We start from the raw sequence: 26,203 nt of genomic DNA, 5'->3' as shown, positions 1-26,203 counted from the left end.
AAATTCTGGTTTTAATCATTATTTATGATCAGAATCACGGCATTACCGCATTTTCAATAACTTCCTGAATACGTGTTCTGAGGTTTGAAGAAATCAACTTTCTATTAGTTGCTGTAGGAAATGTGCGGTTTGAAAGAAATACGTAGATAATTTCTGTCTCAGGATCTGCCCAGGTAAAAGTACCGGTAAAACCACTATGCCCAAAACTAGCCTTTGAAACGCAACCGCAAGTAGGACCTGCTGTACCCAGCTGAAGTTTATCAAAACCTACACCTCTTCGCACTCCTTCTGAGCAATAATAACATGTATTAAACGCATCCATAGTGGCTTTTGAGAAATAGCGTTTACCGCCATAATACCCATTTTGCAGATACATCTGCATCATCTTAGCAACGTCATTAGCATTACTAAAAAGGCCGGCATGACCGCCTATATTATCTTCCATCGCTGCGCCCATATCGTGCACGTAGCCTTGTACCTGCTGCATACGCCAGTAGGTATCATTCTCTGAAGGAACAATAGCACCTTTTACAATACGCTCTAAAGGTTTATAACCCATTCTATTTGCTCCTAGAGAACCGTAATAATATTTCTGTGTTAAGCCATGAAGGTCATCACCTTCTGTATCTTCCAAATATTTTTTAAATAGAAAATAAGACAAATCGCTATACTTATAAACTCGTCTGCTTAACAGATCTGAATCTGCTATAATTTTTACAATCGTATCAGGATAATCATTGCGCAGATACATATCTTCTGCAACTTTTATATCAAAGTTATCTTCAGGTCTGGTACGATAGTATTTTTTTGAAAGCTTTCCGGATTCATCAAATGTTGCCGTGTAAAAAGGTATCCAGGGTTTAAGTCTGCCGTAGTGCGACAACACCTGCTTCACAGTAATATTTTGCTTATTTGAACCTTGCAGTACCGGTAGCAACGTCCCCAATTTATCATTTAAGGTCAATTTCTCTTCGTCATAACGCTTCATCAAAAGCGGTAATGTTGCAAGAATTTTAGTCATCGAAGCCAGATCGTAAACGTCGTCTAACTTCACCTTTTCTTTTTTAGTATATGTATGATACCCAAAGCCTTTTTCATAAATTACTTTACCGTGACGTGCTACCAAAACCTGTGCTCCGGGAAACATAACATCAGTAAGGCCTTCATTCATCAGCTTATCGATGCCACTTAGTTTTTTGGAGTCCATCCCTTCTTCTTCAGGGATACCGTATTTCAGTCGGCGAAGAATTCCTGTCTCATAACTGGTATTAATCTTAAACTCATTCCCTATAGAAACAGGTAGTTTTCCTTCGGCTCCAATAGCACCAAAAACAAGTTGAGCACTCAGATCTTGAGCAATCTTACTATTTTGGTAAGACATAATTATGCCTTCAATATTCTGAGTATTTTTCAACTTTAACAGGGCGTATGGCCTTACAAAAACATCCAAAACTGTTTTTTTCTCTGCCGCTATCGCTTCAATGGTTGCGATTTCTTGAGCCGAAAAAGAATAAGATTTCCACGGATTGTCGTTAGAACGATGAAAACCAATAATTACATAGTTGTAGTCTTTTAACTTCGAAAGTAATTCTACTGTAGAAGAACCATTTATTTTTGTTATTTCAGCATACTTCTTTAAAGAATGAAAAAATGCATCTCCACTATCATCACCTAATTCTACATAGGCGATTTTCTTATCATCAAGATCTTTTATCGGCAAAATTGCCTGATTGTTTTTAAGCACTGTAAGTGCACTAGCCATTGCTTTTCGATAAACTACTTCATCTTCAGGCTTGTTTAGATCTTCATAAAGATTTGTAGTTTCAACCGGATGATAATTATTTAATCCTACCTTGAATTTTGCAAATAAAATCTTCTTTACAGAGCGTGACAAACGGGTTTCTGTGATTTCTCCTTGAGTATAAGCCTCTTCTATTTTAGCAACGGCTTTAGGCACATTTTCGCTGATAAGTAAAATATCATTACCTGCTTTAAAGGCTTCCAAATCAATCAATCCAGGCTCTTTGTAGTTAGATGCTCCTTTCATATTCAACGCATCGGTAAAAATGAGACCTTGAAATTTAAGACTGTCTTTAAGTAAACCGGTAACTACTTTTTGAGAAAGAGAGGTCGGAAAGCCTTTTCTGCTTTCTAATGCCGGGACATTGAGATGCGCGACCATAATACTAGCGATACCAGCATCGATCACTTTTTTATACGGATACATCTCAATAGAATCTAGTCGCTTGCGTGTAAAAGGAATTGTAGGTAAAGTTTTATGTGAATCCTGATTGGTATCCCCGTGCCCCGGAAAGTGTTTTGCACTGCCCAAAACTCCGGCTCCCTGCATCCCCTTAATAAATGCTACACTTTTATCAGTCACATTATCGCGGTCTTCACCAAAAGAACGATTGCCAATTATTGGATTTTCCGGATTTACATTGATATCTACAACCGGTGCAAAATTAATATGAACACCCAGCCTTTTATTGTGCAACCCAATCCGACGACCAACCTGTTCAACTAATTTATTGTCTTTGATCGCACCCAAGGTCATATTCCACGGAAAAGCATAAGTAGAGTCTAATCGCATGGCAAGTCCCCATTCTGCATCCATCGCAATCATTAGCGGAATCTTGCTCGCCTCCTGAAACTCATTATTCAATTTTGCCTGTCGCATAGGACCACCTTTTGAAAAAATAACACCACCTATATGGTTGTTTTTGATCAAGGTCATAATAGCATCAGTCTTAGACTTAGGGTCGCTGCTAAATACATCTACCATAAACAACTGACCTATTTTCTCTTTTAAGGTCATGGAGTCGTAAATACTATCTACCCAAGCCTGTTGCTCGGTAAGCTCTTTTGCTATTAAGGGATTATTAGTTTGTGAGTAGCCAGTAAAGGCCATTATGAGTACTACTCCTAAGAGTAAACGATCTTTAAGCATATATCTTTTTATTTAAAGAAACGGCTATGCCAGCTTTCTATTGCAGGCACTTCCCAATGTTCTAAGTATTCTTCTTTAGTGTTTACTAAATTATTGAAAACAGTGGTATTTTTACCCACAGCACCATCTTTTGCCATCTTTTTAAAATCTGCAAGTGGTTTAAAGTGTAGTCGGTCGTTTTGAATATAAGTCACGTTCATTTTATCAAGGAGAGAAATCTCAAACTCTTTCTCCAATTCTTGTATAAAATGTACTTGGGCATCTATAGAACAGCCACTCGCTGAGCTGGTGCTTTGATCTAGAGCTATAGCTATAAAACGTTCATATTTTATTTCAAAACCTGCGTTAAGACTTGCTCCGTGAGCCGTCCACTTTTCTAGAAATGCAATTAAATATTCTTGAAGTTTCAGAAGTTCTTCTTCTGAAAATTTACGATCGCTTTGGTAAATCCATAAGCGTGAATTATCCGGTAATTCTTTAAAAGGAGTCAACATAAAGTTAAGAGAAATTTAGTCTCGCAAACTTAAGGTATATAAAGTCCGCCTTTAAAAAAGATACTGTTAAAAGGCTCTAAAATCAAATCTTTATATCTAAGAATATGCGATAAATTAGAAGAGCATAAAAAAAGCCACCCTAATTAAGATGGCTTTTATACTTTAAATTAAATTTTAGCTATAAATCTTCTGCGCTGGCTATTATTTCTGCAATATCCAACACTTCAACTTTGTCTTCTTGTTCTTTATTTTTGACACCGTCTGTCATCATTGTGTTACAAAACGGGCAACCGGCTGCAATAACTTCTGGTTTTGTTTCTAATGCTTCTTCGGTACGCTCGATGTTCACATCTTTAGTACCCGGCTCTGGCTCTTTAAACATTTGAGCCCCACCTGCACCACAACAAAAACCTTTAGTTTTGCAACGTTTCATTTCTATAAGTTCTACCTCGAGCTTTTTCAACAAATCTCGAGGCGCCTCATAAATACGATTAGCTCGTGCTAAATAACACGGATCATGGAAGGTTATACGTTTCCCTTTAAACTTACCTCCCTCTACCGTTAAACGACCTTCATCGATTAAGGATTTTAAGAATTGGGTATGATGCAGAACCTCGTAATTTCCTCCCAAACCGGGATATTCATTAGCAATCGTATTGAAACAATGTGGGCACGCTGTAACAATCTTTTTTACCTCATACGCATTAAGTACTTCGATATTAGTGACCGCCTGCATCTGAAATAAAAACTCATTACCTGCGCGTTTTGCCGGATCACCGGTACAGCTTTCTTCGGTACCCAAAACCGCAAAATCCACCTCTGCTTTTGCTAATAACTTAACAAATGCCTTAGTGATTTTTTTTGCACGATCGTCAAAACTTCCGGCGCAACCCACCCAAAATAAAACTTCTGGAGATTTGCCCTGCGCCATATATTCTGCCATCGTAGGTACTTTGATAGCTTCTGCCATAGATAATTGTTTTATGCGTTAGTGTTTAAAACTTAGTCTTTAAACACTTCTATAGTTACATCTTTTTCTACAAGATCTGTAAACTTCCCTTTATAACGGGTTGCTCTTACCAAGTGATTGTCAATCCAATGGTAATTTCCACCACGTGGTTTCCCCATTAGCAAGCTGTGATAATTAAAGCCGTGTTTGTTCAACCAATTTTCGGTTACTTCACGGTGCTCTTCTGTACGTGATGTAAAGAAGCAAATAATATGACCTTCATCATACCACTTGTTTAATGTAGCCAAAGCATCAGGAAACGGTTCACAAGTTCCCATACGCTCTGGTTCTTCGTTAGGAACATCTTCAGTAATTGTTCCGTCTATGTCAATGAGGTAGTTCTTAACTCCATCAGGTAGCACAGGACTTACGTGCTCTCCGTCTTGAAGTTTTTCACTTAACATTTTGTCTACTTCCTCTTTTTTCATGAGTTCTCTATTTAAATATTTACTGGTTGGTTACTAGTTCTCGTTAATCCAATTTGCTCTGTCCATTTGATTAAAAGGCCAAGGAGCAGCATTATTTTCAATATTGGTCATTGCGTTATTCAAATCTGTTGGCGCAGCACTCTGCTCCATTACAAGATATTGACGCATATCCATAATTATAGACAAAGGATTAATGCCTACCGGGCAAGCTTCTACACACGCGTTACACGTGGTACAAGCCCACAATTCTTCTCGGCTAATGTAATCATCTAATAATTGTTTACCATCTTCTTTAAAGAATCCCTTATTAGCATCTATGTTTTTACCGATATCTTCTATACGATCACGGGTTGCCATCATGATTCTACGTGGCGATAATTTTTTACCGGTTTGATTTGCCGGGCACTCACTGGTACATCTACCACACTCTGTACATGTATAGGAGTTGAGCAATTGTACCCAACTTAAATCTGTAGCATCACTTGCTCCAAACTTTGCTGGCACCTCATCTTCGGCACCTTCGTCTGGCATTGCATATGGATCTGCATCAGGATCCATCATCAATTTCACCTCGTTAGTGACAGCTTCTAAATTATCAAACTGACCCTGTGGTTTTAAACGTGCAAAATACGTATTAGGAAAAGCTAATAAAATATGTAGGTGCTTTGAATAATATAGATAATTAAGGAATACTAAGATTCCTAAAATATGGACCCACCAAGTCGTACGTTCAATAAGTATTAAGGTCGAAATGCTCAGGTTTTCAAATAGAGGTGTGATAAACTGACTTATAGGAAAAGATCCTACGATGCCCGAAGCACTTGCATAATGCTCAGCTCCTTTAGTCTGAAGCGTTAAGTCTGCAGCGTTCATGGTCAAAAACAAAACCATTAAAACCACTTCAAAATACAGTATTAGATTGGCATCTAATTTTGGCCAACCTTTCATCTCCCGATTAAGAAATCTTTTTATATGAAGAATATTTCGGCGTATCCAAAAGATAATTACACCTACTAAAACAAGTAAAGCAAATAGTTCAAAAACAGCGATTAAGAAATCGTAAAAACCTCCAAGAAAACTAAAAATTCTATGTGTGCCAAAAATACCATCAATGATGATTTCAAGCACTTCAATATTTATAATAACAAAACCTAAATATACCAGCACGTGAACTATTCCGGAAACCGGTCTTGTGACCATCTTATATTGCCCAAGAGCAATTTTAGCCATATTCTTCCAACGTTGAGGCTTGTTGTCGTTTCGATCTTCATCACGACCTAACTTAATATTCCGGATGAGTTTTTTAATATTCAGTACAAAAAAACCAACTCCTACTGCAAGAGCTATTACAAACAAAATATTAGGCAGATACTGCATAAGTTTTATTTAAGTGAATCTTGCGGCTCTTCATAAGGCCCTGGTTTTTTACCAAAAACTGAGAAATGCACATAACGCTTAGGGTTAAGCTTTATGTCTTGCATCAACTCTTCCATTTGTTTTGTAGCACGCTCTAGATTATTATACATCTGGTCGTCATTTATAAACTGCCCCAGTGTACCTTCACCACGTTCTATTTTAGAAGATATACTTTCAAAATCTGCCAATACACTTTCCATTCTGGTTACTAACGCATTAACATCTACTTTAGATAGACTATCACTTACTTTATTAAAATTTGCAGACATTTCATCAAGATTGGTAAACGTTCTTGACAACTTCTGATCGTTATCTGCAAGTAGCTTATTGAGACTATAAGAAGCCTGCTTAAAGTTTGTTGCAGTTTCATTAATGTGCGCAATGGTTTCTCTAAGATTTTTACGAGTACTTTGATCTAAAACATCAGAAACCCCCGTTAAAACAGAATCTGTACTATTTATAACAGACTCTACTTTAGCCTGTAATGGTGTTAAACGCTCATTTACTAATTCAAAAATACCTTCATCAATTGTACCTTCAAGTGTATCTCCTGATTTTGCTGTTTCTCCTGATTGGTAGTCTGGTTCAATAGATAAATTTTTACCCCCTATTAAGCCTCCTCCATAAATCTGAGCTTTACTAGATTTAGAAAATTGAAAATCATTCTGAACATTAAAAGTTACTAAAAGATCTCCTTTATTATCTGCAAAATCAATAGATAAAACTTTACCTACAATAAGACCATTTATGGTAACATTAGAACCCGGCGATAAACCTTCTACATTATCATAAATAGCATAATAGGTACGATCGTTGCTCAATAGGTTATTGCCTTTTAAAAAGCTATAGCCAAAGACTAGCAGAGCTATAGCAACAACTGCTAAAAGACCTGTTTTTACCTCTTTAGAAATGTTCAAAGTATTTTTTTTTGATGAGCCTCAAATTTAGGAATAAATTCTATTAGGACTTCGCACGCTAACTTTTATTTATAAAATCATTAGCGTTTTGCTTAATTCCGTTTTTAAAGGCTACTATATAGGCTGTCTTATAACCTTTAGCTTGAGCTTCTCGCAGCATACGCTCTATTTCTGTATAATTAGAAGTGTCGCCGTAATAGTATTTATAGAGCTTTCCCTCTTTAGTTTTAGAAATCTCACGGAGACCTTTAAAGTTATAAGGCTTAGTATCTATACTACGACTACTAGCCGCTATTTGAACTTTAAATATAGCGTCATCAACAACCACATCTTTCACTTCGGCTACAGGCACCTCTTTTTTAATACCCAAAAAGTCATTTGTCGTCACATTATCTTTATATTTTTCTACAGCTTGAGAAATTGCGTGTGCTATTTCTCTTTGACCACTTGATGAGTTCAAATATCTACCTTCGTCATTATTTGTTATAAAACCGGTTTCGATAAGAATACTAGGCATAACGGTTTGGTGCAAAACCACAAATCCTGCTTGTTTGACACTTCGGTCTTTTCGCTTTAGTTTTTGTCTAAAATTATCCTGAACATAACTAGCCAACTGTATGCTTTGGTCTAAAAATTCTTCCTGCATCAATGTAAGCCCGATTACAGATTCTGGTGAATTCAAATTATACTGAGCATATTTCTCTTCATAATTATCCTCCAGATAGATCACTTCGTTTTCTGCCTTAGCAACTTCAAAATTGGTTTTATTACGGTGCAATCCTAAAACATACGACTCTGCTCCAGAAGCTTGAGAATTATGCGCATTGCAATGAACAGAGATAAATAAATCTGCCCCTGCACGGTTTGCTATGTGACCGCGCTCTTCTAGGCCTATAAAAACATCAGTTTTACGCGTATAAATTACTTCAATATCTTTTCGCTTTTGAAGTTCATCTCCTATTAATAAAGCTATTTTAAGAGCAATATCTTTTTCTTTAATACCATTTCTTGTGTTTTTACCCGGGTCGTGACCGCCGTGACCGGCATCTATCACCACAATAAATTTCTTAAAATCATCGGATTTAAGGTTGGCAAAAACCTTTTTTGAAGGAATTATAAAAAAGAATACTAATATATAGGTTGCAGTCGTTCTCATATTTGGGTAACGTCAATTAAAGTCTAACTATTTTATATACTGCCTGGGATTTGTATACTTGCAGCAAGGTCTTAGAAATTATAGTATTTTAGAATTTGAAATCAAAGATTTTTCCCCTGAGTTTAATTCGTCCATTTTTAATGGCAATACTTTAGGGCTTCTAAAAAATAGATGTAATTTTGGCACTTTGATTTTTGCCCTTACATTTACAAAAATAGTATTAATCCCATTGCAAACAAAGATCCTTTCAGTACTGCTAGTTTTAGGCATAAGCCTTTTATTCTGTGGGTCTTTATGGTCTCAGGAACTACCGGTTAGCACACTTAACAAGATACCTGCAGACACATCTGGCGTTGACTCCCGCTTAAAACCTACGGGAACGCTATTAACAGAACAAGAGCCAGAATCTCAGCAAGACAGCACTTTACAAGACAGCATCGCTGCTCCCAGAGAAGCATTAACTGATATTGTCAAATACAGTGCCACTGATTATTCTAAATTCAACAGAAAAGAAAATAAACTCTATTTATACAACGAAGCGCAAATAAATTACACAGACATCAATATAACTGCAGGTCAGATTATAGTTGACAACAATACGAATACTGTTTTTGCTAAAGGAATTAAAGATTCTACAGGTTACACACAAAGTCCTGTATTCGTTCAGGGAGCAAATACCGTAGAACCCGATTCTATTAAGTACAACTTCAAAACCGAAAAAGCGCTTATTTACGGTTCGCGTACGCAACAGCAGGAATTCTATATTAAAAACGAAGTGAGTAAGCGGGTTAACGATTCGGTCGTTTTTATGAAAAACGTACGCTTCACCACGAGTGAAAATGAGGACGATCCTGAATATTATTTCTACGCTCGTAAAGTAAAGTTTGTCCCCGGAAAGAAAATTGTAACCGGGCTCGTAAACATGTTTGTTTACGATGTACCTATTCCGCTAGGAGTTCCTTTTTCATATTTTCCGATGGAAAAAGAGACTAGTGTTTCTGGTTTTATAATGCCATCTCCTGGGCAAACCAATGAAAGAGGCTATTTTCTACAAAATGGTGGGTACTATTTTGCCGTCAACGATTATATGGACCTTACCTTAACGGGTGATTATTACACAAATGGTAGTTATGCTTTAAGAGGAAGCAGTTCATATAGAAAACGATACAAATTCAGCGGTAATGTAAACATACGTTACGAAAGACTCTTAAATGGTGAGCGGGGCCTCCCTAACTTTGCCGAAACGAATACCTACAACATACAGTGGTCGCATAGTCAGGATTCTAAAGCGAGTCCTAATTCTCGATTTTCTGCATCGGTTAACTTAGGTAGTAGTAACTATTTTACGCAGTCTACAAATATTGACAACACAGCGAGTAGATTAACCAATACTTTGAGTTCTTCTGTTTCGTATTCAAAAACCTTTCAATCAGTACCTCAGGTTAATCTTGCTTTAACCGCGAGACATTCTCAAAACACACAGACGCAGGTTATCAACATGACCTTACCGAGCTTACAATTAAATGTAGACCGTATTTATCCTTTTGCTCCAAAGAGTGGTTCCAAAAAAGGTTTTATTCAGAACATAAACTTTAACTACAGCGGTAGCGGTGAAAATCGTTTTGAAACGACAGACAGTTTGTTTTTTACTGCACAAATGTTTAGAGATGCAGAATTGGGAATACGCCATAGCATCCCAATTACGACCAACTTTAAATTATTTAAACATTTTAGTGTATCTGCAAGCACTAACTATCAAGAAAGTTGGGTCTTTGAAACTATAAATCAAGGTTACGACCCTAATCTTCGTGAAGTTGTACGCGACACCGTTAAAGGCTTTGACTCATTTAGAACCTATAATTTCAGTACTAGTTTAGGCACTACGGTATACGGCCAGGCTAACTTTGGAGATGATAAAAAAATTCAAGCCATACGTCACACTATGAAACCTTCGGTTTCTTTTAATTACAATCCGGCATTTGATCAGTATTATGATACCTATCTTGCTCCAGAGTTAGATGACCCTAACGGCGACTTGACGCGTGAGGTAACGTATTCTCGTTTTGAAGGTGGTTTTTATGGAGCCCCCAGTAATTTCAGTTCTAGTGGTATCAGTTTTAGTATAAACAACACGCTTGAAGCTAAAGTGCGTGATAAAGACAGTACCGCCATAGAGCCTAAAAAGATTGATTTGATTAGCAATCTAGCTATTTCTACAAACTACAATTTTCTGGCAGATAGTTTAAGGTTGAGTCCGGTTTCTGTAAGAGGTACTATTCCGATTATTCAGAGCAAACTGAGCGTTAATTTCAATATGACGCTAGATCCTTATGCTTTGAATAATAATAATAAGCGCATCGACAAACTCAATATCGCCAATGGCGGAAGCCTCTTTAGGCTTACTAATGCCAGTGCGAACTTTGGTTATTCGTTCAGCAGTAAAAGTTTTGGTAAAGAAAATGATGATGTAGAAGGTGAAAACACCCAAACCGCACGAAATGGTGGTAGGCGGGATAACTTATTAGGTGAAGACAGCAGGCAGCTTCAGAATAAATTTAACGATACCGAAGGTGCAGACGAAGATCCTGATGAAAAGCAAAAACTCTACAATTACACCATTCCGTGGAATTTACGTGTAAACTATAATGTGAATTATGGTAATGCGACACGGCAAGACCTTATAACTTCTCACGCCTTAAATTTTAGCGGAGATGTAGAACTGGGTGAAAAATGGTTTGTAGGAGCTTCTTCGGGTATAGATTTAACTACCGGAAAATTCACGCCTACACAATTAAGATTTGCCAGAGATTTGGAGAGTTTCAACATGACTTTTGCGTGGACACCCTTTGGGACTTACGCTTCTTGGAACTTCTTTATAGGTATCAAATCTAGCGTATTGAGCGATCTTAAGTATGAGCAACGCCGCACGCCAGATCAACGTCTTTAAACTAACCTGAAAACCTTTTATATTATGAAAAAAATAATCAGCACCTCAAACGCACCAGCACCTATAGGGCCATACAATCAAGCTGTATTTGCCGGTGAGACGCTTTATATCAGTGGTCAAATTCCACTAAATCCTAAAACAGGAGAGTTAGTAAGTGGTGATATCGCTGCGGAAACTAAAATGGTTATGCAAAACCTTAAGGCAATTCTAACCGAAGCCGGACTTACTTTTGAAAACGTAATTAAAAGTTCTATTTTCTTAAGCGATATGAATAGTTTTGCTGCTGTAAATGAAATTTACGGTACTTATTTTGACGAGCAAACTGCTCCTGCACGCGAAACTGTAGAGGTTGCAAACCTTCCAAAATTTGTGAATGTAGAAATATCGATGATCGCTATTAAATAGCACAAACCAATTGTAAATAAAAAAAAACCTGAAAGAATAATTCTTTCAGGTTTTTTTTAAGTCTTAGTTTTTCACTAAACCATCATATAGTTTTTGTGATATGCTACAAGTCCTTCAATAGGTCTTTTTAACACCTTACCCATTTTCAAGTCGTACTCACTTAAAAGTGATTTCAACTCATCTTGAAGGTAAAATGATATTGAACCTACAAAATGAATCGGAATTTCTTTAGCATTATCAAACTGAAGAATCTGATGCTCTATAAATAATTTAAAACCTTTTCTGATTAATTTTTTACAGTATTCGTGGTCTTTGTTTGTTATTATAAAACGAGCGAATTGTGCTAAATAGGTGTTTGGGTTAGGCATTTTATATAAATGGTTTTTTATACTTTCTGCCGTTAGATCAAATTGTTTAGCAAACTCATAAGCCAGTTCTTTAGGTATCTTATTAAAATGGAAATCACGCAAAAGCTGACGTCCAAAATAATTACCACTACCATCATCCATAAGGATGTAGCCCAATGATGTCACTTTCTGCTCTATATTCTCGCCGTCATATAAACTGCAGTTTGAACCTGTACCTATGATACAAACAATACCTGCCTCGTTTCTCTTAGTAGTAGCATAAAGCGCGGCATAGGTATCTTCTTTGATATCAATTTCCTGAGCTTTATCAAAAAAGTCTTCAAAAACACCCTTGATTAATTCTTTGGGTTTGTGAGTCCCGCATCCGGCACCGTAAAAGTGCACGTGTGTTACATCGTGACGATGTTTATACAGCTCGTAATTGTTAATGATACGTTCTGTTAAGATTTCTGCAGACAAAACCTGTGGGTTTAAACCAAAAGTTTGTGTTTGAAAAATCTCTGTGCCTTCAGCATTTAGTGCAATCCAATCTGTCTTTGTCGACCCGCTATCTACTAATAATATCATGTGTTATAAGAGTTTAAAGAAGCCCTTAAACCTATTGAGTAAAAGGGCTTGTATTCAGTTAAAGCGATTATAGAGCGTTAACGTATTCCGCTAAGTCTACTAATTTGTTTGAATATCCAAACTCATTGTCATACCAAGATACGATCTTGAAGAATTTAGAATTCAATTCAATACCTGCGCCTGCATCAAAAATACTGGTACGTGCATCACCTACGAAATCTTGAGAAACAACCGCTTCTTCAGTATAACCAAGAACTCCGGCCATCTCCCCTTCAGAAGCTGCTTTAAAAGTCTTCTTGATATCTTCGTAGCTGGTATCTTTAGAAAGTTTCACAGTTAAATCTACCACTGATACATCTGTAGTAGGAACACGGAAAGCCATACCTGTTAATTTCCCTTTTAATTCAGGAATTACTTTAGTTACTGCTACAGCAGCACCAGTACTAGCAGGTATAATGTTTGCCATTGCAGAACGACCACCTCTCCAGTCTTTCTTAGAAGGACCATCTACTGTCATTTGAGTAGCAGTAGTTGCGTGTACGGTTGTCATTAAAGCTTCTTCAATACCGTAAGCATCATTAAGAACTTTTGCTAATGGAGCAAGACAGTTTGTCGTACAAGAAGCATTAGAAACAATCTTATCGTTTGCAGTTACATCTTTATGGTTAACCCCCATTACAAACATAGGTACATCTTTAGAGGGAGCAGAAATTACAACTTTCTTAGCTCCAGCTTGAATGTGGTAATCTGCAGTTTCCATAGAGGTAAAAATACCCGTACACTCTGCAACAACATCAGCTCCTACTTCATCCCATTTAAGATTTTTAGGGTCACGCTCAGCAGTAATACGTACAGTTTTACCATCTACAACAAGGTTACCGTCTTTTACTTCAACTGTTCCGTCGAAATTTCCGTGTACTGAATCATATTTTAAAAGGTATGCTAAGTGTTCTACATCAAGTAGATCATTAATCGCCACAACATCTACGTTATCACGTTTTACAGTTGCTCTAAAAACGATACGACCTATACGGCCAAAACCATTAATACCTAATTTTAAATTTCCCATCTTATTTACTATTTGATTTGTATTACTAATTATGTGGTCATTATTTCAGACACACGAACAAGTTCTTTATTAATATGTGTTTTTCCTTTAATTGCTTTTTCAAGCGGGTAGAGTTTCATTTTCTCATGTTGAATACCTACCATATAGTTACTTTCTCCTTCAAGAAGAGACTCTACTGCCTTTACACCCATTCTACTTGCGAGAACGCGATCGTAACAACTAGGAGAACCACCACGTTGCATATGCCCTAAAACAGCCACACGCACGTCATAACCTTCAAGGTTTTCATCAACGTAGTCTTTTAGTTCAAAAACATTTTTACCCGTTTTATCCCCTTCTGCAACCACCACTATACTTGAAGTCTTACCACTGGCTTTACTGCGCAATAAAGATTCTAATAATCGATCTAGACCTAAATTCTCTTCAGGGATTAATATTTCTTCGGCACCTGCACCCACACCTGCATTTAATGCAATGTGACCTACATCACGTCCCATAACCTCAACAAAAAACAAACGGTTATGAGAACTTGCAGTATCACGGATTTTATCAATCGCTTCTACCGCGGTATTTAATGCTGTATCGTAACCTAAGGTCTTATCTGTACCACTAATATCATTATCTATAGTACCAGGAATCCCGATAACCGGAAAGCCAAATTCTTGATTGAAAACAAGTCCTCCGGTAAATGTACCGTCACCACCTATTACAACAAGGCCGTCTATTTTATTTTCCTTTAGATTATCAAAAGCAATTTTTCTGCCTTCCGTTGTTCTAAAGCGATCAGAACGAGCAGATTTAAGCATCGTTCCTCCTCTATTTATTATATCTCTTACGCTACGCGCGTCCATCGGTTCAAAATCTCCATCAATCAACCCTTCATATCCTCTGTAAACACCTACGCAGTCAATTTTATGATATGCACATGTACGAACTACTGAACGAACTGCTGCATTCATTCCCGGAGAATCACCTCCGGAAGTCAAAACTCCGATTTTTCTAATTTTTTGTGCCATTTACTGTTGAATGAGAAGTAAAAATAGCAATTGAATTGCATTTTCCTAAGCCATTCTCAATGAATTTGACGGCATTCGCAATTTCAATCGTTATCGTTAATAACTATTTTTTTAAAAAGGATAAAACTGGCTTATTTATAATCTAAACACCCCCTTTTTATGAGATTAAAAATTTAATCAACCTCAAAATATCATATTCTCAAAGGAATATAGAAATTTATTACTGCTCTAAACCGTTATATGGAATTTCTGAATCTGGCTGAATGACTTTAATTTCTTCTTCAACCTCGCGAGCTTTTCCTTTGAAGATTTTCTGGATTAGCTCTTTAAATGTATTAAAATCTACTGAATACGATAATCCGGCACCTTGAGTATACCCTTCATTGTTTCGTGCTACAAATTGAATATCGGTCTGGCGATTAAAAATAGTTGCCCGCAAACTACCATCTTCATTAAGCAAAAAGTTAACCTCAACATCACCCACCACAGCTTGCTCACTAACTCCTCCTACAGGAACCCCTACTTTACCATTTATGATTACTTTTTGAGATATTTGAGTTGAAAGTGTAAATCCAAAACGGCCTGAAGTCTGTAAGTCTGGTCTATTATCTGCCTGCACATAATCTAGCCCTACATTAAACTTACCATCATCATCAGAAAGTAAATCATTAAAGATTCCTGATGCGGTTTCTATAAGGTTACCATAAGCGGCTGATTGTGCATCAATACCATTCTGACTAAAGAAAGACCCCTGAGTAACTAAAGAGAATGCCTGAAGCTCGCGAGTAGCCCTGTTATCTAAACGATAAGACAGTTCAGATGTAACAATAGAACTGGTATTAGGAAACTCAAAATCAAAAGTTATCTCAGGTTGTACGAGTTCTCCATCAAGATTGATAATTACACTAACCGGTATTTTTCGGTTAATAGATGGATTATCTAATAAAACTGAAGGGTTTGCCTGAGTTTTATAGACTGCACTTATATCTAGTAAGGCTTCGGTAGGGTTACCATCCCAACTTATTTTTCCTTCCGGAAGGATATCAAATTGTTTTTGAACGACTCCACTATACCTAAAGTTATAAGAACCTTGATAGGGTGTAAAGTCACCAAACATATTAAACTTACCGTTTGTATTAATCTGTATCAGCAAGAAACCTGCACCTCTTCCTTTGAGTGTACTTCCGTTTACTTCATCAACTACGATTTCTACTTCGGCGTCACGTGTTACTTCTAGATCAAAATTAAGTTCGAGTCCTTTAATTTCTTCAATAACGACTTCTTCACCTTTCAAACGCGCCGCTTTTTCTTCAGGACTTAAGAAGTAAATTTTACTATTATCTCCAAACGACTCGGTATCACTTAAAGGAATTTTAAACACGGTTCCTTCTTCAGTTGTAGCTTCAACATCTATAACAAGTTCGTCTGTAGGTCCTCGCAATTGCGCGCCCCCGCTAATAAAAGCGGTACCATAATACAAAGCAAAATCATCGGGTTCTGTATCCAAAACTAAAAGTCGGTCTGTATTTACATCAAGATCAAGCTCCCAATCCCTAAAGAACTGATGACTTATAGTCCCGGAAAGCGTCCCGGTAGTTTTATATTTTGTGTCTGCAAGTGCTACAGAACCAAACCTAAACTCTTGATCACTTAAACTAATTCTCGCCGTGCCCTTAAAATCATAATTTGTATTCAAATAAGGAATTGCCAAACCTGCTTCTCGTAATAGAATTTCACCATCAATATCGGGGTTCCTGTAATCTCCAGTCACTGAAGCCCTTCCACTCGCTAAGCCACGTATTGAAGAAATGACCTCACCACCTAACGGACTGAATGCTTTCAGATTCAATTTTCGCATTTGAACATCCAGATCTATTGCCGGTGTTTCTTTATTTACATTGATAGTTCCTAATGCAGTTAAAACCTCAACATCCTCATTAATAAGACGCGTGTTGATATCGTAGCTAGTCAAACTTTCATTCCCTGAAACGGAGAGATCAAGATCTCCCATCAAAATTTCGTTAACCGTAAAATTTGAAATATTCACGGTACTATTAGGTAAGTAAACACCTTCTTTCTGTAAAATATCAAGATTACCGTTTACCAGACCACGCATATCTAGACTATCTACATACGGCATAATATGCGACAAACGCACACTCTCAAAATTGGTCTTAATATCTTTAAACGTGCTGTCTCTCACTACTCCTTCAAGCGAAATACGCTCTTGATTATGAGACAATATCAATTCTTTGATATCCCAATCCATAAAATTGTTATCAAAAACAACCTTGTTATTTTTATTATCTGCCTCATTCAACCACCACAGATTATTTTTAAACTTGAGGCTACTCTTCTTAAAACCTACCACAGAATTATTTTCTTCATTAATAGTATGATAAAAACTCAAGTCAAAAACATCCTGCTTATCAGGTCCTCCTTTAAATTCTGAACGAACAAAAAGAGTATCCTTTAATGTAACGTTAATGAGGTTGAAATCACTCACGCCATATAAACCACTACCTATACTATCTGCTTCTACATACGCATTAAAAAGTGGATTCTTATTATCTACTCGCACATTTATAGCTTCAGCCAGCACACCGTAGGCTTTGATTCTGGGGGATCTAAAAGTTAGTTTAAAATCAGAATCATCTGAAACAACACTACCTCTTACATAGGTATCTGGTTCTAACTCAACATCAGGAACTAAGACTTCAACAATTTTGCTATAGATCTGAATGTCAAAATCCATGAATTGATTTTCAGTGATCTTTTGCGGTTCGTAATTGGTGTACAAACTACCGATTGCATTCTGAAACAATGCCCGCACATCTCCTATTTTAAACTGACCTGAAACCTGACCTGAAATAATATCAGGTGAATTCATCGTTATTGTGCGGATTCCGCGTCTAAAACCAGAAGTAATCACGAAATCCTGAAACTCATATAAGTCATTTGCATTTTCAAAGCTCGCGTCTGTAAAGGAAATAACACCACCGGTGTCATCAATATTGGTACCGCGCATATCCATCACAACTTTACCTTTTAATACTGCTGAAGAATCTTTAAGAAAATGGAGTTTCCCCAGATCGATTCGATTGATTTCTGCTGTAAAATCATAATTATGTATCTCTTCTGAAACGTCAACCAAGCCATCAAAGGTAAAATCTGCATTAGGATCTCTAACACTTAGTTTTCCATCAAAAATGGGATTCTTTAAATTTCCGGAAACGGTAATTCCTTTATAGGTATACCCCTGATAGGTAACATTGCTTATGATTCCTTCAAGTCGTGTATCTAGCGTTTCGGCTTCAACTCCAGATCCATTAACACGCATATTAAAAGTCATTGTACCCAACTCTGGGACTTTCAAAAGCCTTCCCATATGGAATGCTTTTCCTTGTAACATCCCTACATAAGAAGCTTGAGCCATATTTTGAGTATTCTGCAAGTCTATATCAGTCTCCAGAAAACCCAGATTGGTTTGAATAATGCTTTTTGTATAAACTGTATTTTCGGTAACATTTACAATTCCGTTTAAATCAACAGTTCCTAAACGCACCAGTTCTTCAGGCAAATTAGTTCCCAAAATATTAGGCAAAAGGGCTGTTAGATCCAGATAGTTGGTTTTCAATTGCCCGTAATCTCCTTCTATGGTAAAAGTATTATCATCGCCCAGTAAGCGGCGAAAACGCACATCTCCTAAAATTCGGCTATTACTGAAACCAGCCAAATCAAAATTAGTTACGGTGAAATCATTCAGCGTTCCCAGCATTTTTCCGGAAAGCAATATTTTATGATCTGCGCCAAACTCTGAATAGAACGCTTGTAAATCTGTTGTGGATATTTCGCTTTGCGCAAAATCTATATCAAAGTTTACACTATCATTAAAATCCTGAAATGCATCTTCTCGAGTATCTAAATATGCATCTCCACGAATTACCGAATGCTCTGTAGACAGAATCATATCGTTTAAGACAATCTCATCTGGATTGTATTTAAAGTCGGTTTGAAGGCCTCTTAGATTGTATCCACGGTCTGCATCAAGCTGCAAATCGTTTATTTGCGCAGTAACCTCAACGTCATTTAGTTTAAAATCATCTGCTAATAAATGCAGGTTTTTATAATCTACCACAACCGGACTATCTAAGTCCTCATCTGTAAATCTAAAATGCATATCGCTCAATTCTACTTCAGAAGAAGAAAGCTTAAAAGGAGTCGCTGATGGTTTACCGGTATTGAATTTCTGAGAAAATACATACAAGTTGTCATTCTCTTCACCCGCATATTTTTTAACAAAGAACTTTGCACCATTTAAATGCACATAACCCAGATTCATCTGGTTATTGACCAAAGCCCGAATGCTTAGCAAACTGGTTTCTACTTCTTTTGAATAAATAAGCGTATCCTGATGATGATCTTTTATATAAACCTGCTTAATCAAAGCATTGCCGTTATATTTTAGACTGATTCGCTTAATAGAGATTGAAGTACCGTAAGTCTCGTTAATAGAATGGGTAACTTTATCTGCAATCGTAGTTTGTATAGCGGGTATAGAAAATATGATTAATAGCAATGCAAAAACACCTATTAGAATGAACAGGATTCGCGTAACTATTTTTCTTAATTTTCTGATACGTTTTTAAGTTTTAACTTTGCCACTCGTTTTAATTATGCAAATAAAGCGATAGCATATTACAAAATTGATTAACAAACACTTAGAGCGCGAACATCTATCACCGATGTAAACGCTATAAATTACTGCGGAAGTAACTTGGCTCTTAATGAGTAAAAGTACATTAACATTCCCTATACCTAGCGCCATAATGTCAAAAAATAACACCTATATACTTGCTATAGAATCTTCTTGTGACGACACAGCGGCAGCTGTGCTCTACAACGACAAAACCCTTGCAAATGTTGTTGCCGGTCAGGCGGTACATGAACAATACGGCGGCGTTGTACCCGAGCTGGCTTCTCGTGCCCACCAACAAAACATTGTTCCTGTTGTACACGAGGCTTTACGCAAGGCAAATGTAAAAAAAGAACAGCTTAGTGCAGTAGCTTTTACCAGTGGACCGGGACTTATGGGTTCGCTGCTGGTAGGTACTTCTTTTGCAAAATCTTTAGCGATGGGTCTCAACATTCCGCTGATAGATGTCAATCATATGCAAGCACATATTCTGGCTCATTTTATTGATGAAGAAGGCTTTGATAAACCGCTATTTCCGTTTTTGGCGATGACGATCTCTGGTGGCCATACCCAAATTGTACGTGTAGATAGCTATTTTGAGATGACTGTTTTAGGTCAAACTCTTGATGATGCCGTTGGTGAAGCTTTTGATAAAAGTGCAAAAATATTGGGTTTACCCTATCCCGGAGGACCCTTAATTGATAAATATGCGCAATTAGGAAACCCTAAAACCTATAAGTTCACCAAACCTAAAGTAGACAATCTGGATTTTAGTTTTAGCGGATTAAAAACCGCGGTTTTATATTTTTACCAAAGAGAAATTGCCGCAGATCCTGATTTTGTTGAAAAGAATCGCAACGACATTTGCGCCTCAATTCAATATACGATTATAAATATCCTGATGGACAAACTAAAAAAAGCCGTTAAACAAACCGGAATTACTCAGGTTGCCATTGGTGGTGGAGTTTCTGCAAACAGCGGAATTCGTAAAGCTCTGAAAGATGCCGAAGAAAAATACGGTTGGAAAACATTTGTCCCCAAATTTGAATACACCACAGACAACGCTGCAATGATAGGTATTGTAGGTTATCTAAAATATACCGAAAACAAACTTGAAGCAACTGGCTACACGAACACGCAGGTAATGGCTCAATCTCGCCTTAAACTCTAAGTATGCAATTATTTTACAATCCGGATATTACTGCAGATGCAGCAGAAGCTACATTTCCTAAAGATGAGAGTAAGCATATTATAAAGGTGTTACGGAAACGTACCGGTGATCTATTAGATATCACTAATGGAAACGGTAATTTTTTTAAAGCCGAAATAAGCGCTGCAAGTCCGTCAAAATGTACAGTTAAAATTCTTGAAGTTACTACCGAAAAACCGTTACCTTACCATTTGCATCTTGCCGTTGCACCTACTAAACTCAACGATCGCTTTGAATGGTTTTTAGAGAAAGCTACTGAAATAGGAATATCAGAGATCTCTCCTATTATTTGCGACCACAGTGAACGGAAAGTCATCAAAGAAGAACGCTATGAGCGTATTTTACAAAGCGCAATGAAACAGTCGTTAAAAGCTTTTATCCCAAAACTTAATCCGGCTGTTTCTTTTTCAGAATTTATTGCGAAGCAGTCAGAATTTAATGGTGATCGCTTTATTGCACACTGTGAAGAAACCAATCGTTTTTCACTCAAACAAAAACTTCAGCCAAAACAAGATATTCTTATTCTTATAGGTCCTGAAGGTGATTTTTCGACTTCAGAAATCGAGAAAGCTATTCAAGCTGGTTTTGCTCCTGTAATGTTGGGAGAAAGCAGACTACGTACTGAAACTGCCGCTGTAGTAGCGACACACAGCGTAGCATTTGTAAACGAGTAGGTTTTTGTTATTGCCATTCTTATTTATTATTCTTTATTCCTGATTATCAAAAATCAGATTGGTAAAGTAGTGAAGCTGGTTCATTTTTTTAGAACTTAACTTTTTCATTCCTTGAAGAAATTTTTAGTATTATTTTGAAGCCATCTACCAAATGTCGCTATTCCTCCAAAAAGAATTAGTGGCATTATTAGGTCAAGAGCAAGGAAACTACCGGATTCGAAAATCATTATACTATAGCCCAAAACAAGGATTGTAAAGGCTAAAACATACAGCCAATATAGTCTATAATTTAAAATCAGTTTGGTCTTTGTTCCCTCTTCAATTTCTATTATGGTCTTTGGCCAGTAAAAAATAGTTTTTGATCGAAGTTCAATTTTATTTCCAATGATTGTTCCACTAAATTTTTTTCCGTCTTGGGAATTAGCTTCAAATTTTTGAAGCCAATTTATTAGATTCCAATCCAATTTTGTTTCAACTGATAATTCTTTCTCAACTTGCCGCTTAATATAATCTCCAGAATAGACAGTGTATAAAATTTCAATCCGCTTAATCATATTTTACTAAAAACTATTCATCTTAAGGTTGTGTGGGGTTTAAGGATTAGAATTTCAAATTTGACTTTTCACTTCTAACTTTATATTTCCCACTTCGTATTTCGAATACACTATGCCATAATCTGCACAAGTAATTCTTTAAGCAAATCTCCTTGTGGAATGTTATACGCTCCCACACCTTTGCTTTTTACATCTGCTGTGCGCAGCAGATGTACTACGTGACTTACTTTTTTCATCGGGTAATTGCGAGCTGCATCTACATATTGCCCCACGAAATACGGATTCACCTTGAGCGCTTTTGCTACCGAAGATTTGTCTTTACTAGACAACCCGTGATAAATCAATAAATTTTGAAAAAAACTAAACAATAAAGCAATGGTTATGACCATCGGGTTATCTTTTGGGTTTTGCGCAAAGTAATTGATGATGCGATGCGCTTTTACCACATCTTTATCACCAATAGCACGCTGCAACTCAAAATTATTAAAATCTTTACTAATCCCAATATTTTGTTCTACCGCAAGCGGAGTAATCGTGCTTCCTTCCGGAAGAATCAATCTCAACTTTTCTAACTCATTATTGATTTTAGATAAATCTGTACCCAAAAACTCCACAAGCATATGAGCAGCTTTTGGCTCAACCGTATATCCCTTGCCAGTCATCACTCGTCGAATCCAATCCCCTACCTGATTCTCGTACAGCTTTTTACTTTCAAAAATGAGTCCGTTTTTTGAAAGTGCCTTATAAACTCTTTTACGCTTATCTAGCTTTTTATATTTGTAGCAAAAAACCAAAACCGTTGTAGGTTGTGGATTTTCAGCATAAGCTTCTAAAGTATTTTTAGTTTTATCAGACTGCGCCAAAATAGCACGGGAAAGATCTTGAGCTTCTTTAACAATAACAACCTGTCGCTCTGCCATCATCGGGAAACGCTTAGCTTGCGATACCACATCATCTAAAGTCACATCACGACCATACAACACCATCTGATTAAACCCGCGTTCTTCTTCGGTAAGCACGTTATTTGCGATATAATCTGCTAATTGGTCAATATAATACGGCTCTTCACCCATAAAAAAATAGATGGGCTTCAGATTTTTATTCTTAATGTCTTTTACAATACGCGTAACCTCTTCCACAAAGTCTGAGTTGAAATTTTTTCTATTGTCTGAAGCGAATTTAAAAGAATTGGCCAAAAGATTTAAATCTTGCTGAGTGCTTAAATTCTGCAGGTTGATTACCTTTGAATCGATGCAAGAATTAAACTTTCCTCAATATCCCTTCAGGCTCAAAAGTAGCGAAAATAAACCGCTTATATTTGATGAGATCCGCAAAAAATTCGTGAGGCTAACGCCAGAAGAATGGGTGCGTCAACACACCGTCGCTCATATTTTAAATGCGTATCACTACCCTATTTCGCTTGTAAATGTTGAAAAAGAATTAAAACTGAATCAGGTTTCTAAACGTTATGATGTTGTGGTTTTTAAACCTGACGCAAGCATACAACTTATCGTAGAATGCAAAGCACCAAAAATTAAAATCAATCAAGAAACTTTTGATCAGATTGCCCGATACAACCTCGCTCTAAAAGCCGATTATCTTATGGTGACAAATGGACTAAACCATTATTATTGTCAGATGGATTATGATGCTAAAAAGTATATTTTTTTACCGGATTTTCCTGTTTACACGCCCTAATACAAGATTTTGAAAACTGCTATTGTCATACTCAACTGGAATGGAAAAGAGCTTCTCGAACGCTTTTTACCCGCTGTGATTGCCCATAGTGAAAAGTTGGCTACTATTTACATTGCCGATAACGCTTCGACTGATGATTCTGTAAGCTTTGTAAAACAGAGCTTCCCACAGATTCAGATTATTCAAAATACCACTAACGGAGGCTATGCAAAGGGTTATAACGACGCGCTACAAGGTCTTGATGAAGATCTTTTCATTTTAATGAATAGTGATATTGAGACTACTTCCGGTTGGTTACAACCTATAATTGCTGCTTTTGATTGTGATAAAAAAATGGGGGCTGCGCAACCTAAAATCAAAGACCTCAAAAAGAAAACGCATTTTGAATATGCCGGTGCTGCCGGTGGTTATTTAGATGCTCTGGGCTATCCGTTTTGCAGGGGGCGTATTTTTGAAACCTGTGAAGAAGATACTGGCCAGTATGATGATATAAAAACTATTTTCTGGGCGAGTGGCGCGTGTCTGGCAGTACGTAAAGAAGTTTTTCAGCAAGCAGGTGCTTTAGACGAACTCTTTTTTGCTCATCAGGAGGAGATAGATCTTTGCTGGCGTGTTCAGAATTTAGGCTATAGTGTAAAATCAATCGGGACCAGTTCTGTATATCACTTGGGCGGAGCTACATTAGAACAGATGAATCCACAGAAAACCTTTTTAAATTTCAGGAATAACCTGATGCTTTTACTTAAAAATATTTCAGGTGCTAAAGTCTATTTGATTTTATTCACAAGACTTTGCTTAGATGGTGTTGCCGCACTGAAGTTTTTAGCAGAAGGAAAACCAAAACACTTTCTTGCAATTCTTAGAGCGCATTTTAACTTTTACAAGCTGATTCCTAAAATACTAGAAACCAGAAAGCAAACTGCGGGAACCAAGAAATACGCTGCGATAAACTCAATTGTAACGCAGTATTTTGTCCGCAATAAAAAGTATTACAGCGACTTATTTTAACAAATTTTAAAGTATTGTTAAGGTTGGGCTTTTAGACACTAATTTTAATACATTTGACGTTATTAAAAATTAAAGATAACAACTATAATTATGAGAAAATTAATGATTGTATCGGCTTCAGCCTTGATACTTCTTTCCTCTTGTGTATCTCAGAAGAAATATGCGGCACTAGAGGCTAAACAAAAAGAAACTCAGGATATGCTTAATTCAGCAACCGTAAAACTGAATGCTTGTTTAGCACAAAGTGAAACGATGAAAGAGCAAATCACAGACCTTAGAAGTACCAACAACAGCCTTATAAATACGCAAGGAAATTTAACTACGCTTTCTGCTAAGGGCGCAGAAAACTTAGAGAAATCTTTGGAGCAGATGAAAGAAAAAGATCTTCAGATCAAAAGTTTCCGTGATGCTATCAATAAAAAGGATTCTGTTACTCTTGCGTTAGTTACAAGCTTAAAAGGAGCTATAGGAAATCTTAATGATGAAGATATTGAAATCAACGTTGAAAAAGGTGTGGTTTATGTATCTATCTCAGACAAGTTATTATTTAACAGTGGTCGTTGGGATGTAACTAACCGTGCTAAAGAAGTTTTAGGTAAAGTTGCTACTGTTGTAAAAAACAAGCCTGAAATCGAATTTATGGTTGAAGGTCATACAGACAGCAAACCTATTAGCACTTCAGTTATTGAAGACAACTGGGATTTAAGTGTTAAACGTGCAACTTCAGTAGTACGTATTTTACAAGAAGAATTTGGTGTACCACCAGAGCGTATGGTAGCAGCAGGTAGAAGTTATTACGTGCCATTAGCTAGCAACGATACTTCAGAAGGTCGTGCTCGTAATCGTAGAACGCGTATCGTAGTTCTTCCTAAATTAGATCAATTCTATAAAATGATCGAAGACGGAATGCCTAAAAACTAATTAGATTTAGTTGTAAACTATTAAAACCCGGTCCTCAAGACCGGGTTTTTTCATGTATCTTTTTTTTTTAAATTAGCTGCTTAAATAGTCAAATCACCTTTTCCTTCCCGAATAAGCACAGCTTCTCCACTTGTGAGGTCAATAACCGTAGAAGGAATGTTTCCACCGTAACCTCCATCAATGACAACATCTACCAGCTTGTCCCACTTTTCTAAAATAAGTTCAGGATCTGTGGTATATTCTATTACATCATCCTCATCATAAATCGAAGTAGAAATAATAGGATTTCCCAGCTGTTTTACAATAGCTCGCGCAATGTTATTATCAGGTACACGAATACCTACAGTTTTTTTCTTTTTGAAAACTGTAGGCAAATTATTGTTGCCTTGCAATATAAAGGTGTAAGGTCCCGGTAATGCACGTTTTAATAATTTAAACGTTGGTGTATCAATCTGTCGGGTATAATCAGACAAATTACTTAAATCTTCGCATACAAATGAAAAATTAGCTTTTGCTAATTTTATTCCGCGTAGCTGCGCAACACGCTCTAAAGCACGATTGCTGGTGATGTCACACCCCAGACCATAAACGGTGTCTGTAGGATAAATGATTACCCCATCATTTTTTAAAACCTCAACAATACGTTTTATATCACGCTCATTAGGGTTCTCATCATATAATTTTATAAATTCTGCCATTG

21 protein-coding genes are annotated in these 26,203 nt (G+C 36.9%); 7 read left to right on the top strand and 14 right to left on the bottom strand.

Features of this window, described 5'->3' with window-relative positions:
* Positions 1-34: 34 nt before the first annotated feature.
* The 7 genes from BUB91_RS14295 to BUB91_RS14265 form a co-directional block, all read right to left on the bottom strand.
* A complete protein-coding gene (locus tag BUB91_RS14295) occupies positions 35-2,950 on the bottom strand; it encodes a serine hydrolase domain-containing protein (protein WP_073099972.1) in 2,916 nt (971 codons plus the stop codon).
* An 8-nt stretch (positions 2,951-2,958) separates the two neighbouring features.
* A complete protein-coding gene (locus tag BUB91_RS14290; protein WP_073099971.1) occupies positions 2,959-3,444 on the bottom strand; it encodes an ABC transporter ATPase in 486 nt (161 codons plus the stop codon).
* A 178-nt stretch (positions 3,445-3,622) separates the two neighbouring features.
* Positions 3,623-4,414 (bottom strand): (Fe-S)-binding protein, encoded by a 792-nt coding sequence (locus BUB91_RS14285; protein ID WP_073099970.1) that lies wholly within the window; start codon positions 4,412-4,414, stop codon positions 3,623-3,625.
* A 32-nt stretch (positions 4,415-4,446) separates the two neighbouring features.
* Complete coding sequence (locus BUB91_RS14280; protein ID WP_073099969.1) at positions 4,447-4,881, bottom strand: LNS2 domain-containing protein; 435 nt, start codon at positions 4,879-4,881, stop codon at positions 4,447-4,449.
* Between the two features lie 33 nt (positions 4,882-4,914).
* Positions 4,915-6,258 (bottom strand): 4Fe-4S dicluster domain-containing protein, encoded by a 1,344-nt coding sequence (locus tag BUB91_RS14275; RefSeq protein WP_073099968.1) that lies wholly within the window; start codon positions 6,256-6,258, stop codon positions 4,915-4,917.
* 5 nt (positions 6,259-6,263) lie between these two features.
* On the bottom strand, positions 6,264-7,214 hold the full coding sequence (locus BUB91_RS14270; RefSeq protein ID WP_073099967.1) for an MlaD family protein: 951 nt from the start codon (positions 7,212-7,214) through the stop codon (positions 6,264-6,266).
* 58 nt (positions 7,215-7,272) lie between these two features.
* A complete protein-coding gene (locus BUB91_RS14265) occupies positions 7,273-8,370 on the bottom strand; it encodes an N-acetylmuramoyl-L-alanine amidase family protein (RefSeq protein WP_073099966.1) in 1,098 nt (365 codons plus the stop codon).
* Between the two features lie 229 nt (positions 8,371-8,599).
* On the opposite strand from BUB91_RS14265, the gene BUB91_RS14260 reads away from it, so the two are divergent.
* Both BUB91_RS14260 and BUB91_RS14255 read left to right on the top strand, forming a co-directional pair.
* Positions 8,600-11,317, top strand: coding sequence for a putative LPS assembly protein LptD (locus BUB91_RS14260; protein ID WP_073100005.1), 2,718 nt, complete (start codon positions 8,600-8,602; stop codon positions 11,315-11,317).
* 24 nt (positions 11,318-11,341) lie between these two features.
* The gene (locus tag BUB91_RS14255) at positions 11,342-11,722 is read left to right on the top strand and encodes a RidA family protein (protein ID WP_073099965.1); all 381 of its coding nucleotides are present in this window, start codon (positions 11,342-11,344) and stop codon (positions 11,720-11,722) included.
* A gap of 74 nt (positions 11,723-11,796) precedes the next feature.
* Here the strand turns inward: BUB91_RS14255 and BUB91_RS14250 are convergent, their stop codons facing one another.
* The 4 genes from BUB91_RS14250 to BUB91_RS14235 form a co-directional block, all read right to left on the bottom strand.
* Positions 11,797-12,657 carry a BadF/BadG/BcrA/BcrD ATPase family protein gene (locus BUB91_RS14250; protein ID WP_073099964.1) on the bottom strand — a complete coding sequence of 287 codons (861 nt, stop codon included), beginning with the start codon at positions 12,655-12,657 and terminating at the stop codon, positions 11,797-11,799.
* Positions 12,658-12,724: 67 nt separating this feature from the next.
* On the bottom strand, positions 12,725-13,726 hold the full coding sequence (gap, locus tag BUB91_RS14245; protein ID WP_073099963.1) for a type I glyceraldehyde-3-phosphate dehydrogenase: 1,002 nt from the start codon (positions 13,724-13,726) through the stop codon (positions 12,725-12,727).
* A 29-nt stretch (positions 13,727-13,755) separates the two neighbouring features.
* Positions 13,756-14,742, bottom strand: coding sequence for a 6-phosphofructokinase (gene pfkA / locus BUB91_RS14240; RefSeq protein ID WP_073099962.1), 987 nt, complete (start codon positions 14,740-14,742; stop codon positions 13,756-13,758).
* A 220-nt stretch (positions 14,743-14,962) separates the two neighbouring features.
* The gene (locus tag BUB91_RS14235; protein ID WP_073099961.1) at positions 14,963-19,321 is read right to left on the bottom strand and encodes a translocation/assembly module TamB domain-containing protein; all 4,359 of its coding nucleotides are present in this window, start codon (positions 19,319-19,321) and stop codon (positions 14,963-14,965) included.
* A 250-nt stretch (positions 19,322-19,571) separates the two neighbouring features.
* On the opposite strand from BUB91_RS14235, the gene tsaD reads away from it, so the two are divergent.
* Complete coding sequence (gene tsaD / locus BUB91_RS14230; protein WP_073099960.1) at positions 19,572-20,609, top strand: tRNA (adenosine(37)-N6)-threonylcarbamoyltransferase complex transferase subunit TsaD; 1,038 nt, start codon at positions 19,572-19,574, stop codon at positions 20,607-20,609.
* Positions 20,610-20,611: 2 nt separating this feature from the next.
* Complete coding sequence (locus tag BUB91_RS14225) at positions 20,612-21,322, top strand: 16S rRNA (uracil(1498)-N(3))-methyltransferase (RefSeq protein ID WP_073099959.1); 711 nt, start codon at positions 20,612-20,614, stop codon at positions 21,320-21,322.
* A 104-nt stretch (positions 21,323-21,426) separates the two neighbouring features.
* Here the strand turns inward: BUB91_RS14225 and BUB91_RS14220 are convergent, their stop codons facing one another.
* Positions 21,427-21,876 carry a hypothetical protein gene (locus BUB91_RS14220; protein WP_073099958.1) on the bottom strand — a complete coding sequence of 150 codons (450 nt, stop codon included), beginning with the start codon at positions 21,874-21,876 and terminating at the stop codon, positions 21,427-21,429.
* A 110-nt stretch (positions 21,877-21,986) separates the two neighbouring features.
* On the bottom strand, positions 21,987-23,015 hold the full coding sequence (gene holA / locus BUB91_RS14215) for a DNA polymerase III subunit delta (protein ID WP_073100004.1): 1,029 nt from the start codon (positions 23,013-23,015) through the stop codon (positions 21,987-21,989).
* A gap of 112 nt (positions 23,016-23,127) precedes the next feature.
* On the opposite strand from holA, the gene BUB91_RS14210 reads away from it, so the two are divergent.
* The 3 genes from BUB91_RS14210 to BUB91_RS14200 all read left to right on the top strand — a co-directional run bounded on the left by BUB91_RS14210 (position 23,128) and on the right by BUB91_RS14200 (position 25,503).
* Complete coding sequence (locus tag BUB91_RS14210; protein ID WP_073099957.1) at positions 23,128-23,574, top strand: type I restriction enzyme HsdR N-terminal domain-containing protein; 447 nt, start codon at positions 23,128-23,130, stop codon at positions 23,572-23,574.
* Between the two features lie 9 nt (positions 23,575-23,583).
* The gene (locus tag BUB91_RS14205; protein ID WP_073099956.1) at positions 23,584-24,582 is read left to right on the top strand and encodes a glycosyltransferase family 2 protein; all 999 of its coding nucleotides are present in this window, start codon (positions 23,584-23,586) and stop codon (positions 24,580-24,582) included.
* Positions 24,583-24,672: 90 nt separating this feature from the next.
* Positions 24,673-25,503 carry an OmpA family protein gene (locus BUB91_RS14200; RefSeq protein ID WP_073099955.1) on the top strand — a complete coding sequence of 277 codons (831 nt, stop codon included), beginning with the start codon at positions 24,673-24,675 and terminating at the stop codon, positions 25,501-25,503.
* 80 nt (positions 25,504-25,583) lie between these two features.
* Here the strand turns inward: BUB91_RS14200 and BUB91_RS14195 are convergent, their stop codons facing one another.
* The gene (locus tag BUB91_RS14195; RefSeq protein ID WP_073099954.1) at positions 25,584-26,201 is read right to left on the bottom strand and encodes an L-threonylcarbamoyladenylate synthase; all 618 of its coding nucleotides are present in this window, start codon (positions 26,199-26,201) and stop codon (positions 25,584-25,586) included.
* Positions 26,202-26,203 lie beyond the last annotated feature (2 nt).

Source organism: Leeuwenhoekiella marinoflava DSM 3653 (genome assembly GCF_900129005.1).
Classification (GTDB): domain Bacteria; phylum Bacteroidota; class Bacteroidia; order Flavobacteriales; family Flavobacteriaceae; genus Leeuwenhoekiella; species Leeuwenhoekiella marinoflava.
Note: the sequence above shows the minus strand (reverse complement) of the source record. Positions and strands in the feature narration are given on the sequence as shown.

Coding starts and splice junctions, on each gene's coding strand:
- BUB91_RS14295 (WP_073099972.1), bottom strand. CDS start 2,950: ATGCTTAAAGATCGTTTACTCTTAGGAGTAGTACTCATAATGGCCTTT.
- BUB91_RS14290 (WP_073099971.1), bottom strand. CDS start 3,444: ATGTTGACTCCTTTTAAAGAATTACCGGATAATTCACGCTTATGGATT.
- BUB91_RS14285 (WP_073099970.1), bottom strand. CDS start 4,414: ATGGCAGAAGCTATCAAAGTACCTACGATGGCAGAATATATGGCGCAG.
- BUB91_RS14280 (WP_073099969.1), bottom strand. CDS start 4,881: ATGAAAAAAGAGGAAGTAGACAAAATGTTAAGTGAAAAACTTCAAGAC.
- BUB91_RS14275 (WP_073099968.1), bottom strand. CDS start 6,258: ATGCAGTATCTGCCTAATATTTTGTTTGTAATAGCTCTTGCAGTAGGA.
- BUB91_RS14265 (WP_073099966.1), bottom strand. CDS start 8,370: ATGAGAACGACTGCAACCTATATATTAGTATTCTTTTTTATAATTCCT.
- BUB91_RS14255 (WP_073099965.1), top strand. CDS start 11,342: ATGAAAAAAATAATCAGCACCTCAAACGCACCAGCACCTATAGGGCCA.
- BUB91_RS14250 (WP_073099964.1), bottom strand. CDS start 12,657: ATGATATTATTAGTAGATAGCGGGTCGACAAAGACAGATTGGATTGCA.
- gap (WP_073099963.1), bottom strand. CDS start 13,726: ATGGGAAATTTAAAATTAGGTATTAATGGTTTTGGCCGTATAGGTCGT.
- pfkA (WP_073099962.1), bottom strand. CDS start 14,742: ATGGCACAAAAAATTAGAAAAATCGGAGTTTTGACTTCCGGAGGTGAT.
- tsaD (WP_073099960.1), top strand. CDS start 19,572: ATGTCAAAAAATAACACCTATATACTTGCTATAGAATCTTCTTGTGAC.
- BUB91_RS14225 (WP_073099959.1), top strand. CDS start 20,612: ATGCAATTATTTTACAATCCGGATATTACTGCAGATGCAGCAGAAGCT.
- BUB91_RS14220 (WP_073099958.1), bottom strand. CDS start 21,876: ATGATTAAGCGGATTGAAATTTTATACACTGTCTATTCTGGAGATTAT.
- BUB91_RS14210 (WP_073099957.1), top strand. CDS start 23,128: ATGCAAGAATTAAACTTTCCTCAATATCCCTTCAGGCTCAAAAGTAGC.
- BUB91_RS14200 (WP_073099955.1), top strand. CDS start 24,673: ATGAGAAAATTAATGATTGTATCGGCTTCAGCCTTGATACTTCTTTCC.
- BUB91_RS14195 (WP_073099954.1), bottom strand. CDS start 26,201: ATGGCAGAATTTATAAAATTATATGATGAGAACCCTAATGAGCGTGAT.